Annotated in this window: 11 protein-coding genes; 8 read left to right on the top strand and 3 right to left on the bottom strand. The window is 70.5% G+C overall.

What is annotated here, in order from left to right; all coding sequences use genetic code 11:
* Positions 1-104: 104 nt before the first annotated feature.
* The 5 genes from MXC99_RS11665 (at position 105) to MXC99_RS11645 (ending at position 5638) form a co-directional block, all read left to right on the top strand.
* Positions 105-2075: an FAD-dependent oxidoreductase gene (locus tag MXC99_RS11665; RefSeq protein ID WP_247725622.1), complete on the top strand. Its 1971-nt coding sequence runs from the start codon at positions 105-107 to the stop codon at positions 2073-2075.
* A gap of 64 nt (positions 2076-2139) precedes the next feature.
* Positions 2140-2532 carry a RidA family protein gene (locus tag MXC99_RS11660; RefSeq protein ID WP_107221577.1) on the top strand — a complete coding sequence of 131 codons (393 nt, stop codon included), beginning with the start codon at positions 2140-2142 and terminating at the stop codon, positions 2530-2532.
* Positions 2533-2591: 59 nt separating this feature from the next.
* Positions 2592-3080 carry a hypothetical protein gene (locus tag MXC99_RS11655; RefSeq protein ID WP_247725621.1) on the top strand — a complete coding sequence of 163 codons (489 nt, stop codon included), beginning with the start codon at positions 2592-2594 and terminating at the stop codon, positions 3078-3080.
* Positions 3077-3274, top strand: coding sequence for a cysteine protease (locus MXC99_RS11650; RefSeq protein WP_075148175.1), 198 nt, complete (start codon positions 3077-3079; stop codon positions 3272-3274). The genes MXC99_RS11655 and MXC99_RS11650 overlap by 4 nt, the downstream gene beginning before the upstream one ends.
* A 51-nt stretch (positions 3275-3325) precedes the next feature.
* The gene (locus MXC99_RS11645) at positions 3326-5638 is read left to right on the top strand and encodes a bifunctional salicylyl-CoA 5-hydroxylase/oxidoreductase (RefSeq protein WP_247725620.1); all 2313 of its coding nucleotides are present in this window, start codon (positions 3326-3328) and stop codon (positions 5636-5638) included.
* A gap of 3 nt (positions 5639-5641) precedes the next feature.
* Here the strand turns inward: MXC99_RS11645 and MXC99_RS11640 are convergent, their stop codons facing one another.
* The gene (locus MXC99_RS11640) at positions 5642-6034 is read right to left on the bottom strand and encodes a hypothetical protein (protein WP_247725619.1); all 393 of its coding nucleotides are present in this window, start codon (positions 6032-6034) and stop codon (positions 5642-5644) included.
* Positions 6035-6312: 278 nt separating this feature from the next.
* Here MXC99_RS11640 and meaB point away from each other — a divergent pair, with 278 nt between their 5' ends.
* Genes meaB through MXC99_RS11625 form a run of 3 tightly spaced genes read left to right on the top strand, consistent with a single transcriptional unit; the run spans position 6313 to position 9919 of the window.
* Positions 6313-7449 carry a methylmalonyl Co-A mutase-associated GTPase MeaB gene (meaB, locus tag MXC99_RS11635; protein ID WP_247725618.1) on the top strand — a complete coding sequence of 379 codons (1137 nt, stop codon included), beginning with the start codon at positions 6313-6315 and terminating at the stop codon, positions 7447-7449.
* Complete coding sequence (locus MXC99_RS11630) at positions 7446-8195, top strand: XdhC family protein (RefSeq protein WP_247725617.1); 750 nt, start codon at positions 7446-7448, stop codon at positions 8193-8195. Before meaB ends, MXC99_RS11630 begins: the two co-directional genes overlap by 4 nt.
* Entirely contained in the window at positions 8192-9919 is a 1728-nt protein-coding gene (locus MXC99_RS11625) for an NTP transferase domain-containing protein (protein WP_247725616.1), read from the top strand. The genes MXC99_RS11630 and MXC99_RS11625 overlap by 4 nt, the downstream gene beginning before the upstream one ends.
* Here the strand turns inward: MXC99_RS11625 and MXC99_RS11620 are convergent.
* Together MXC99_RS11620 and MXC99_RS11615 are read right to left on the bottom strand one after the other, a co-directional pair.
* The gene (locus MXC99_RS11620; RefSeq protein WP_247725615.1) at positions 9916-11139 is read right to left on the bottom strand and encodes an NnrS family protein; all 1224 of its coding nucleotides are present in this window, start codon (positions 11137-11139) and stop codon (positions 9916-9918) included. The two genes, MXC99_RS11625 and MXC99_RS11620, sit on opposite strands and share 4 nt — an antisense overlap.
* Before the next feature lie 286 nt (positions 11140-11425).
* Positions 11426-12577 (bottom strand): ABC transporter substrate-binding protein, encoded by a 1152-nt coding sequence (locus MXC99_RS11615; RefSeq protein WP_247725614.1) that lies wholly within the window; start codon positions 12575-12577, stop codon positions 11426-11428.
* Between the last annotated feature and the right edge of the window lie 54 nt (positions 12578-12631).

The following is a 12631-nucleotide window of genomic DNA, read 5'->3' as shown; positions in this document are numbered from 1 at the left end:
TGCACCGCTTTCCCGCTCATGGCCCGGCTTTCGCTCCGGCCGGCGCTGCCCGCCGGCGGGCAGCGTGTGCGGTCCCTGCACAATGATTCGATGAGGAGATGTCGATGGCCCTGCCCGGTGAGCTCAAGCTCCCCCACCTGTTCAAGCCCGGCCGCATCGGCCGCTACGAGACCAAGAACATGGTCAAGTACGGCGCCTGCTGCGTCTCCAACTACAACACCCGCGACGGCTTCATCACCCCGCGCGAGCTGGCGCGCACGCGGGTCATCGCCGGCACCGGGGCGGGCATCATCACCAACCAGGGCGCCTACCCCGACCCGCTCGGCGAAGGCAAGGCCTACTTCCGCCAGGTGGCGCTGTTCGACGACAAGTTCCTGCCCCAGTTCGAGACCATCGCCCAGTACATCCACGACAACGGCGCGGTCGCGATCCAGCAGATCCTGCACGCCGGGCGCTACGGCGGCATCGACCTCGGCTACTGCATCCAGCCTTCGGTGGTGCCGCAGACCCTGCCGCACTTCCGCCCGCCGCGCGAGCTCACCAAGGAGCAGATCCGCGCCATCGTCGTGCAGCACGCCGAAGCCGCCAAGCGCGCGATCCGCGCCGGCTTCGACGGCACCGAAGTGACCAGCTTCATGGGTTACCTGCTCGCCAACTTCAACTCGCGCTTCACCAACCAGCGCAGCGACGAATACGGCGGCTCGATCGAGAACCGCGGCCGCTTCATGCGCGAGCTGATCGACGCGATCAAGCAGGCCACCCCCGACAACCCCCTGGTCGTGCGCCTCAATGGCGCCGAGCTGATGGACAAGTGGGGCGGCAACAGCGAGGACGAATGTTTCGAGCTGATGCAGCAGGCGGTCGATTGCGGCGTCGACATGATCTCGGTCACGGTCGGCTGGCAGGAGGCGCCCGAGTCCTCGATCGGCCGCGATGTCGCCCCCGGGCACTGGAACTACCTCGCGGCGAAGGCGAAGAAGCTGTTCCCGAACACGCTCATCACCTTCGGCAACCGCCTGCCCGATCCGGTGATGGCCAACCAGTGCATCGCCGAGGGCGTGTTCGACTACTGGGAAGTGTGCCGGCCGATGCTCGCCGACCCCGAGCTCCTGCACAAGGCCGCCGAAGACCGGCTCGACGAGGTGCGCCGCTGCATCGGCTCGCTCAACTGCCTGTCGCGCCTGTTCCGCGACCTGCCCTACACCTGCGCGATGAACCCCGCGCTCGGCCACGAAGTCGAGCCCGAGTACCACGTCACCCCGGCGGCGGTGAAGAAGAAGATCATGATCATCGGCGCCGGCCCCGCCGGCATGGAAGCGGCGATCACCGCCAAGCGCCGCGGCCACGATGTCACCGTGTTCGAGAAGGGCGAGCGCATCGGCGGCAGCCTCGTCGGCTACGCGTCGAACGACCTCGCCCGCCCCGACGACCTGCTCTCGGTGGTGCGCTACTACGAGACGATGGCGCGCAAGATGGAGATCGACGTGCGCTTCAACACCGAGGCCAACGCCAAGTTCATGCGCAGCATCCTGCATCAGTTCGACGTCTGTATCGTCGCCGCCGGTTCGCGCACCGACTTCAAGGCCTACCGCCACCTCGACGGCCGCGAACTGCTCGTCGATGCGCTCGACGTCGCCACAGGTAAGGTCGTGCCGGGCAAGCGCGTGGTGATGGTGGGGGCGGGCAAGATCGGGCTCACGCTGGCCGAATCGTTGTGCAAGCAGGGCCACGAGGTGGTGCTCGTGGAAGAGGAAAAACGCATCGCCGGCGATGTCATGCCGTCGTTCAAGTGGCGCCATTCGGCGTGGATCGAGGAACTCGAGATCCGCACCCTGACCTCTTCGCAGCTCGCCCGCGTGAGCGCAGAGGGGGCGACGATCCGCAACGCCCAGGGCGAGGAGATTTTCGTCGCCGCCGACAGCGTCATCGTGTCCGGGCCGCGCCAGGCCAACCACGACCTGTTCCACGAGTTCCAGTGGATGATCGACGAGCTGCACGGTGCCGGCGACGCGGTGATCGCCCGCGGGCTCGATGCGGCGATCCACGAGGGCTACCGCCTCGGCGTCCGGATCTAGATACTTCAGGGGGGCGCGCTGCGCGCGTTCCGTCCAGAGACACCCACAACCACGAGGAGTGCATATGCAGGTACTGCAACCGCCGGGATGGAAACGTCCCAAGGGCTATTCGAACGGAATCATCGCCAGCGGGCGCACGGTGTTCGTCGCCGGCCAGGTCGGTTGGGACGAACAGGAAGTGTTCCGCACCGATGACCTGGTCGGCCAGGTCCGCCAGGCGCTGACCAACATCGTCGCCATCCTCGCCGCCGGCGGCGCCCGCCCCGAGCACATCGTGCGGATGAACTGGTTCCTCGCCGACGCCGCGGAATACAACGCCCGCCTGGCCGAGATCGGCGAAGTGTACCGCGAGCTGATCGGGCGTCACTTCCCGGTAATGATGGCGCTGCAGGTGGCCGGCTACGTCGAGCACGGGGCGAAGGTCGAGATCGAAGTCACCGCGATGCTGCCCGAGTAAGGGCGGAGCGCGCGGCAAGGCGCCGCCGGCTTCGCCCGGCGGCGCGGGGAGGACAGGCGATGGATGTTGAGCTCGAAGCGGCGCCCGCCGCCGCCAGCGGCGGATTCGGGGCGCTGGCGCGCTGGCAGGCGATGCTGGAGCGCCACGCCGAGCTGTTCACCGACATGCTGCCCGGCTCGGCGGTCGGTTTCGTGGCGCGCGCCGGTTCCGGGATCCAGCCCGGCAAGCACGTCGCCGGCGTGGTCGAGCACTGCCGCGACCTCGACATGATGAAGTGGTGCGCGACCGGCCGCGGCATGGTCGCAAGTACCCTGCGCTTTCCGGGCTTCGAGGCGGCCGCGGTCGATCTGCTGTTCGTCGCCGACGAGGCCGCGCTCGCCGCGCTCGAGGCCAGCCTCGACGGCGACGCGCTGTCGACGATCAAGCGCCGGATCCGCCAGGGCGGCATCCTGTTCTTCGTCCTGCGCACGAAGTACGAGCTGCAGGACGCGGGCTACGAGGACTTTCTCGATACCCTCGGCCTGGCCTTTCTGGGAGCCTGCCGATGATCTTCCACAATCCCGCCGGCGCCCCCGAGCTGGCCTGCGACCAGTGCGGCTGCCGCTGGTTCGACCGCATCAGCGGTGCGTGCTACGAGTGCGGCACGAGCGTGCCGGCCGCGGCGGTGGCCGAGTTCGAGCGTGCGCTCGAAGCGTTTGCGGCGACCCGGGCGGCCGTTCGGCAACACACGGCGCACGACTGATCCGGCAGCGCCGCTCCGGATTCATCACCCAGCACTCGGAGGAGACTCATCATGCATATCGTCTGCATCGGCGGGGGGCCGGCGGGCCTGTACTTCGCGATCCTGATGAAGAAGCTCAACCCGGCGCACCGGGTCCGCGTCATCGAGCGCAACAAGCCTTACGACACCTTCGGCTGGGGCGTGGTGTTCTCCGATGCCACCATGGACAACATGCGCGCATGGGACGGCGAGACCGCCGACGCGATCCAGCTCGCGTTCAACCACTGGGACGATGTCGAGCTGCGCTTCAAGGGCAAGGTGATCCGCAGCGGCGGCCACGGCTTCGTCGGCATCGGCCGCAAGCAGATGCTCAACATCCTGCAAGCGCGCTGCGAGGTGCTCGGGGTCGAGCTCGAGTTCGAGCGCGAAGTCGACACCGACGACGAATTCCCCGATGCCGACCTGATCATCGCCGCCGACGGGATCAACTCGCGGATTCGCAGCAAGTACGCCGCAATCTTCCAGCCCGACATCGTCACCCGCCCGAACCGCTACATCTGGCTGGGCACGAACAAGCTGTTCGATGCCTTCACTTTCCTGTTCGAAAGGACCGAGCACGGCTGGTTCCAGGCCCACGTCTACAAGTTCGACGGGCAGACCACGACCTTCATCGTCGAGTGTCCGGAAGCGGTGTGGAAGGCCCACGGCCTCGATGGCGCCGGCCAGGCGCAGTCGATCGCATTCTGCGAGCGCCTGTTCGCGAAGCACCTCGACGGCCACCGCCTGATGAGCAACGCCCGCCACCTGCGCGGCTCGGCGTGGCTCAATTTCCAGCGCGTCAAGTGTGAGCGCTGGCACCACTTCAACGGTTCGAGCCATGTCGTCCTGATGGGCGACGCGGTGCATACGGCGCATTTCGCGATCGGCTCCGGCACCAAGCTCGCGCTCGAGGATGCGATCGAGCTGACCCGCCGCTTCCGCGACCACGGCGATGCGCCGGAGGGGATCGCGGAGGTGCTGGCGCAATACCAGGACGCCCGCCGGATCGACGTCCTGCGCCTGCAGAACGCGGCCTGGAACGCGATGGAGTGGTTCGAAGTCTGCGGCGCGCGCTACTGCGAGCGCTTCGAGCCGGAGCAGCTGATGTACTCGATGCTGACCCGCTCGCAGCGGATTTCACACGAAAACCTGCGCCTGCGCGATGCCGCCTGGCTGGAAGGCTACGAGCGCTGGTTCGCCGCCCGCAGCGAAGGGGCGGCGGGGCAGGAGGGCAAGGCGCCGCCGCCGATGTTCACCCCGTTCCGCCTGCGCGCGCTGGCGCTGGCCAACCGCGTCGTGGTGTCGCCGATGGCGATGTATTCGGCTGAGGACGGCACCGTGGGCGATTTCCACCTGGTGCATTTCGGCGCGCGCGCGCTCGGCGGGGCGGGCCTGCTCTATACCGAGATGACCTGTGTGTCGCCCGATGCGCGCATCACCCCGGGCTGCGCCGGCCTGTACAAGGCGGAACACGTTGCGGCGTGGAGGCGCATCGTCGATTTCGTCCACGCCCAGTCGCCGGCGAAGATCGGCATCCAGCTCGGCCATGCCGGGCGCAAGGGGGCGACGAAGCGCGCCTGGGAGGGCATCGACGAGCCGCTCGAGGACGGCGGCTGGGCGCTGCTCTCGGCGTCGCCGCTGCCCTATCTGGCGCACTCGCAGACGCCACGGGCGATGACCCGGGAGGACATGGCGCGGGTGCGCGAGGACTTCGTCCGCGCCGCACGGATGGCCGACGAGGCCGGCTTCGACATCCTCGAGCTGCATTGCGCGCACGGCTACCTGCTGTCGAGCTTCCTCTCCCCGCTCACCAACCGGCGCGACGACGACTATGGCGGCAGCGTCGAAAACCGCGCGCGCTATCCGCTCGAAGTGTTCGCCGCGATCCGCGCCGTGTGGCCCGCCGGCAAGCCGATGGCGGTGCGCCTGTCGTGTCACGACTGGGCTCCGGGCGGCAACACCGCCGACGAGACGGTCGCCATCGCGCGCTTGTTCAAGGCGGCCGGGGCGGATCTCATCGACTGCTCGTCGGGGCAGGTGGTGCCCGATGCGTCGCCCGTCTACGGCCGCATGTACCAGACGCCGTTCGCCGACCGCATCCGCAACGAGCTCGAGATGCCGACGATGGCGGTCGGTGCGATCTACGACGCCGACCATGTCAACAGCATCGTCGCCGCCGGCCGCGCCGATCTGTGCGCGATCGCGCGCCCGCACCTCGCCGACCCGGCGTGGACCCTGCATGCGGCGGCGCAGATCGGCCATGCCGGCATCGCCTGGCCGAAGCCCTACCAGTCCGCGCGCAGCCAGTACGAAACCAACCTGCGGCGCGAGCGCTCGCCGGGCTGAGGCTCAGTGGCGCGGGAAGGCCAGCCCCAGGTCTTCGACGAACTCGTCGAGCCCGGCGGCTTCGAGCGCATCCCGGGTTTTCAGGACGTAGGCGTGGAGCTCGCCGCGGCGCACGAGCCGCGGCAGCACGGCGAGGCCTTCGCCGCGCAGGGCGTGCAGCACCGCTTCGTCGGCGACCAGCAGCACGGCCATGTCGGCGGGCGCCTCCCCGTCCCAGTCCGCCGCGCTCGCCTGCGGCCCCGTGGCCGGGAAGCGCCAGGTGAGGAGGCGGCCGCGGCGGGCCTTGAACGCCGTGCGGCTCAGCACGCCGATGCTCGCCTGTGCCGGCGGCCATGCCGCGGCGGCGAGCATGCGGGTCCAGCAGGCCGGATCGTACAGTTCGGGAGGAGTGCTCATTGCAGGCGTCTTTCCGGGCGTGGCGGGACTCAGCACCGATGAATAAATCTACTGCGCGGGCCTATTGCGGCGTTGCTCACGCGCTCACTCCTCGCCTATCCAGTGGATATGTCTTGTCGTTCGCTCGCGCCTTGCAGTCGGCTCTGCTCGCTACGATTTCTTCACCGGCGCTCAGGTGTATTACTCTTCCATCCTTCCGCTCGCGGCATCTTTTCGATGGCGTGGAACGTGTTTTGTATACGGTATCATGGATACCTGAATAGGGAGGTCGTCCGCGCATGCGCTCCAGCATTCCCGATTTATCCGCGTTGCGGGCAGGGTCGCGTACCGTGCTCGCGCGCTTGTTGACCCAGGTCGAAAACGCCGACGAGGCGCTCGTCCCGCTGCTCGAGCAGCTGGCGCCCTGGCTCGGCCGGGCCCAGGTGCTCGGCATCACCGGGGCGCCCGGGGCGGGCAAATCCACCCTGATCAATGCGCTGCTGGCCGAACTGCGCCGGCGCGGGCAGCGGGTGGCGGTGCTCGCCATCGATCCCTCGAGCCCGGTCAGCGGCGGTGCGCTGCTCGGCGACCGGGTGCGGATGGGCGAGCATGGCGAGGACGAGCAGGTGTTCATCCGCTCGCTGGCCTCCAGGGGAGCGCTCGGTGGGCTGGCGCGTGCCGCCGAGCGGATGGTCGATGTCCTCGATGCGGCCGGTTTCGACGTGGTTATCGTCGAGACCGTGGGGGTGGGCCAGTCCGAAGTCGATATCCGCCACCTGGCCGACTGCCGGGTGGTGGTCTGTGCCCCCAGCCTCGGTGACGAGGTGCAGGCGGCCAAGGCCGGCATCCTCGAGATCGCCGACATCCTCGTGGTGAACAAGGCCGATCTGCCCCAGGCCGCGCGCACCGTGCACGACCTGCAGGCGAGCGGCGTGCTGCGCAGGGTCGATGGGTGGTCGGTGGAACTCGTGCCGACGGTGGCGAGCGCGGGGCAGGGCGTGGCGGCGCTGGCCGATCTGGTCGAGCGCCACGCCCGCAGCGCCGGAGTCGGGCGGCGGCGGGCCGCCCCGGCGGCGACCGCGGATGCCGCAGGCGGCGGATCGCGGGCCGCCCCGCCGGCCAGCGACGACGCCTTGTTCGCCCAGATCACGGACTGGCGCGCGCAGGGCCGGGGCGTGGCGCTGGCGACGGTGGTGCGCACCTGGGGTTCGTCGCCGCGCCCGGAAGGCAGCCACCTGGCTGCCGATGAGCACTGCGAGTTCATCGGTTCGGTGTCGGGCGGCTGCATCGAGGCCGCCGTCATCGACGAGGCGCAGCGCGTGATCGCCAGCGGCGAGCCGCGCCTGCTCGAATTCGGCGTCAGCGACGAGCAGGCGTGGGAAGTCGGCCTGGCCTGCGGCGGGCGGATTCAGGTTTATGTGGAGCGGATCGGATGAAGACGAAGCTGTTCGAAGCGCTGCTGGTCGAGCGCCGGGCCCAGCGCCCGGTCGCGGTGGTCACGCGGATCGCCGACGGCGCCCAGGCCCTGGTCGGCAGCATGGGGGTGGTCGGTGAGCTGGCGCTCGCCGGCCCCCTGCTCGATGAGGTCGGGCAGCTCCTGCGCGCGGGGCGCAGCGCCATGCTGCGCGACGGCGAGGACGACGTGTTCGTGCGCAGCCACGTGTCGCAGCCACGGCTGGTGATCGTCGGCGCGGTGCATATCGCCCAGGCGCTGGCGCCGATGGCCGCGACCGCCGGCTTCGAGGTCGTGGTGGTGGATCCGCGGCGGGCGTTCGCCACCGAAAAGCGCGTGCCCGGCGTGCGCATGGTTCACGACTGGCCGGACGAGGCGCTGCGCGCCCTCGGCCTCGATGCCCGGACCGCGGTCGTGACCCTGTCGCACGACGCCAAGCTCGACGATCCGGCGCTGATCGCCGCGCTCGCCAGCGACGCCTTCTACATCGGCGCGCTGGGCAGCACCCGCACCCACGCCAAGCGCGTCGAGCGCCTCACCGCGGCCGGCCTCGGCGACCGCCTGGGACGCATCCACGCCCCGATCGGTCTCGATCTGGGCGGGCGGGCGCCGGCAGAGATCGCCGTCTCCATCCTCGCCCAGATCCTGCTGTGCCGCTATCGCGGCGAGGCTGCGAGCGATCCGACCCGGCCACCGCGCCAGGAGGCGCAGAAGGCATCGACGCAATGATCTTCGACGAATTCCCCCTCGCCGAGGCCGATGGCGTGCTGCTCGCCCACTCGCTGAGAACGCCGGCAAAGCGTTTCAAGAAGGGGCGCCGGCTCGATGCCGCGGATCTCGCGATCCTCGCTGCCGCGGGCGTGGCGAAGGTCAGCGGTGCCCGCCTCGAAGCGGACGAGGTCGATGAGGTCCGCGCCGCCGCCGAGATCGCCGCCCTGCTCGCCGCCGCCGATCCCTTGCTCGAGGCCCGCTCGACGCCGACCGGACGCTGCAACCTGCATGCTTCGGGGCGCGGCCTGGTGGTGGTCGAGCCGGCCGTCGTGGACCGCCTCAACAGCGTCGACGAAGGCATCACCGTGGCCACTTTGCCGCAGCACACGGCGGTGCGCCCTGGCCAGGTGGTGGCGACGGTCAAGATCATTCCTTTCGGCGTGCGGCGCGCGTCGATCGAGGCCTGCCGGCAGATCGTCGCCGCGGCGGGCCCGCTGGGTGCGACTGCAGCGAGTCCACTGAGCGCGGCAGCAGCGATTCCGCTGAAGCTCGCGCCCTTCCGCTCCTGCCGGGCGGCGCTGATCATGAGCGCGCACCCGGGCATGAGCGACAACATCTTCGAAACCACGCTTGCCGCCACCCGTCACCGGCTCGCGGTGATCGGCGCCCGGCTGGCGCTGGTGTTGCGCTGCGCGCACGAACACGGCGCGATCGAGGCGATGCTGCGCCAGGCGCGTGCCGCCGGATGCGACCTGGTGCTGGTGTCGGGGGCGACGATCGCCAAGGATCGGCGCGACATCGCCCCCGCGGCGCTGGTCGCGGCCGGCGGCACGGTCGAGCATTTCGGCATGCCGACCGAGCCGGGCAACATGCTCGTTCTCGGCCGCATCGAAGACGTGCCGGTGATCCTGCTCCCGGGCTGCGGGCGCTCCCGGCGCCTGAACGGCCTCGACTGGGTGTTGCAGCGCCTGCTCGCCGGGCTGCCGGTGGGGCGCGAGCAGATCGTGCGGATGGGGGTCGGCGGCTTGATCCGTAATCCGATTCTGGCTGCGGGGGCGCCGCTGGATGAAACCGATGCCGCTGCGGCCGGTGACGAGCACGACGCCGATGAGCCGGCGGGCGCTCCGGCCGCGGAGAGCCCCGCCGCGGAAGGCCCCCGGGTGGCGGCGTTGGTGCTCGCCGCCGGGCGGTCGACGCGGATGGGGGCGGAGAACAAGCTGCTGCTGCCAGTCGACGGTGTGCCGATGGTGCTGTGTGCGGTGATGGCCGCGCGCGCTTCGCGGGCCACTTCGGTCACCGTCGTGCTCGGCCACGAGGCCGGGGCGGTCGAGGCGGCGCTCGCCGGCAGCGGGGCCGGGTTCGCCCGCAACCCCGATCCCGCGCAGGGCATGTCGAGCTCGCTGCGGGTCGGCATCACGGCCCTGGCCGACGACATCGACGCCGTGGTCGTGCTCCTCGGCGACATGCCGCGCATTTCCGCCGCGCACGTGGATCGCCTGATCGAGGCGTTCGATCCGGCGCAGCCGGCCATCATCGTTCCCGAACACCAGGGCCGGCGCGGCAACCCGGTGCTGTGGCCGCGCGCCTTCTTCGCCGAAATGTGCGCGCTGACGGGCGACCAGGGTGCGCGCGGGCTGATCGAACGCCATCCGGAGCGGGTCGTCCGCGTCGCGGTCGACGACGAGGCGATCTTCATCGACGTCGACCGTCCGGCCGACCTGGCGGCGGTGCACGGCGCCTAGCCTCCGGAGGGCGGGCGCGCCGCCGGGTCGGCGCGCGGCGCTGCCCGCGGCAGGCTGGGGCGCAGCAGCAGCGGCCCGAAACGGCACAAGGGCACGAGGATGGCGGCCCCCCACAGCAGGGCGGCGAGCGTGACCGGGCGCAGGCCGAGGCCGGCCACCTCGACCGCTTGGCGCAGCAGCGCGGCCGCCAGCATCAGCAGCGCGGCGGCCCCCAGGCTGGCGGGCAGGGCCAGCGGACGGCCGGTGTGGCGCAGCCCGACGCGGGTCATCAGGCTCAGCATCATCATCCCCAGCGCGCCGACGGTAAACGCATGGATCCAGGTGTTGGCGGGGACGATCCCGCCGAGATCGGCCGCCGCTTTCAGCGCGAAGGCGAGGATCAGCCACAGGAAGCCGAACTGCATCAGCAGCACCAGCGGCTCGTCGATCACCCGCCAGCCTTGCCAGCGCGCCGTGCGCCAGGCGTGGACGAGGGCGCAGAAGAGCGCCAGTCCGCCGCTGAGCGCGCGCGGGGCACCGCCCAGGTCGGCGATCGCGAGGGCGACGACGGCGGCGGTGGCGACCGTTTCCAGCCCGCGCCGGAAGCTCGCCTGGGTGCCGCGGCCGCGGGCGCGCAGCGCGTTGCCGGTGAACACCTGGGTCAGGACGCCGCCCTTGAGGACGAAGAGCACGATGATCGCGTAGAGCGCGGCGTGCAGCGCGCTCGCCGCGCGCGCGGGGTCGGCGCCGGAGTGGCCGGCGTAGAAGGCGATGTTGGCCGCCCACAGCGCCCCGAGGATGGGCAGCAGGAGCAGGTACAGAGGGTTCGCCGCGCGCAGCAGCTGGGGGGCGAGGAAGGCGATCAGCACCGGCAGCAGCAGGTTGTCGATGACCGCCGGGAGGTGTGCCGGAAGCTGCGGGGCGAGGTGGAAGGCGGCCCGCCCGGCGAGCCAGAGGACGACCAGCACCGCCAGCCGGCGGCCGTGGATCTCGGGCGTGCCGGCCCAGCCCGGCAGGGCGGTGAGGGCGATGCCGACGATCACCGCCATCGCGAAGCCGAAGATCATCTCGTGGCCGTGCCACAGCCCGGCCGGCAGCGCGGTGGGCGGCCACAGGCCGTGCAGGGTGGCGAGCCACGCGGCGATCAGCAGCGGGCCGTAGGCGAGGGCGAGGAGGAAGAAGGGGCGGAAGGGGCTCGCCCACAGGGCGGCGGCGAAAAAGGGAGTCTGGTGTCGTGGCATCGTCGAGGTGCACGGTCGATCGAGGCAGGGCGGCAGGCGCTGCCGGGGGGCGGGCGGCGCCGGGCGGACCGGCGTGCACGGCGCGGCCGTCAATGTACCGTGAATCGGCGCGATGTGCTGTGGGTCGAGTGGCTTGTGGCGTGAGGTGCGGAGCGGTGGGCGGGGGACGGCCCGCTGCGCTCGCGGCCCGTGATCGGGCAAGCGGGAGGGGCGGTCGCCGGGTGCGGCGGCCGGATGCGCGGATCGGACACCCGGCCGCCGTCGTGACGGGGTGGAAGACGCAGGCTTAGTCGCGCACGAGGACGAAGCGCTTGTCGCGCACCGTCATCAGCACCTGGCCGCGGTCGTCGAAGCCGGAGTGGTCGGCCGCGCTCATGTCGATCACTCCTTGCGAAGCGCGCATTCCGGAGGTGCGCTCGAGGGCGTCGCGCAGCGCGCTGCGGAACTCCCGGGTGCCCGGCTGCGCGCGTTCGAGCGCCTGCGGCAGGGCGTTCGCCAGCAGCAGGCCCGCGTCATAGACGCCGGCGCCGAAGATCGGCGGGCGCTGCTGGTGCATCTGCTCGTAGCGGCTGACGTACTCGTGGGCGAGGGCGCGCGTCGGGACGTCGTCGGCGATCTCGTCGATGACGAGCAGCATCGGGCCGACGACCAGCGCGCCTTCGACCGCCTTGCCGCCGATCTGGATGAAGGCGCCCGAAGCCGAGCCGTGAGTGTGGTAGATCTCGCCCTTGAAGCCGGCCTCGATCAGCTGGAGGTGGGGCAGCGCCGCCGCGGCGGCGATTCCGGCGACGAGCACGACGTCGGGGCGGGCGGCGATCAGCTTGGCGACCTGGCCGGTGACGCTGGTGTCCTGGCGGCCGTAGCGCTCGCTGGCGACGATGCGGATGTTGGCCGCCTGCGCCTGCTCGGCGAAGGTGTTGTACCAGTTCTCGCCGTAGGGGTCGTTGAGGCCGATGAAGCCCACCGTGCCGACCTTGCGCGCCTGCATCGCCGCGATCAGCCGGCGCGCGATCACGCCGTCGTTGGGGTGGGTCTTGAACACCCAGCGCTTCTTGTCGTCCATCGGCAGCACCACCGCGGCGGTGCCCACCGGGGCCAGCATCGGCGTTTCGGCTTCGGCCATGAACGACAGCACGCCCATCGCGTTGGGCGAACCGGAAGGCCCGATCAGGGCGTCGACGCGTTTCTCGCTGATCAGCTGCTGGGCGGCCTTGACGCTGGCGGTCGGATCGCTGCCGTCGTCGAGGAAGATGTATTCGATGCGGGTGTCGCCGACCTTGTCGGGGAGCAGCGGAATGGTGTTGCGTTGTGGAATGCCGACGAAGGCGGTCGGTCCGGTCGCGGAACCGATCACACCGATCTTCACCTGCGCCTGCACCGGCATCGCGGCGAACAGCGCCGCGCCTGCGAGCGCGAGCAGAAACTTGCCTGTTTTCATCATTGCTCTCCTCCTTTGGTCAGGATGCTGATGGTGTTGCTGTGCTGCTCGGTG

The organism is Thauera aromatica (assembly GCF_023093595.1).
Lineage (GTDB): Bacteria > Pseudomonadota > Gammaproteobacteria > Burkholderiales > Rhodocyclaceae > Thauera > Thauera aromatica_A.
This window is presented reverse-complemented; position numbering and strand designations above follow the sequence as displayed.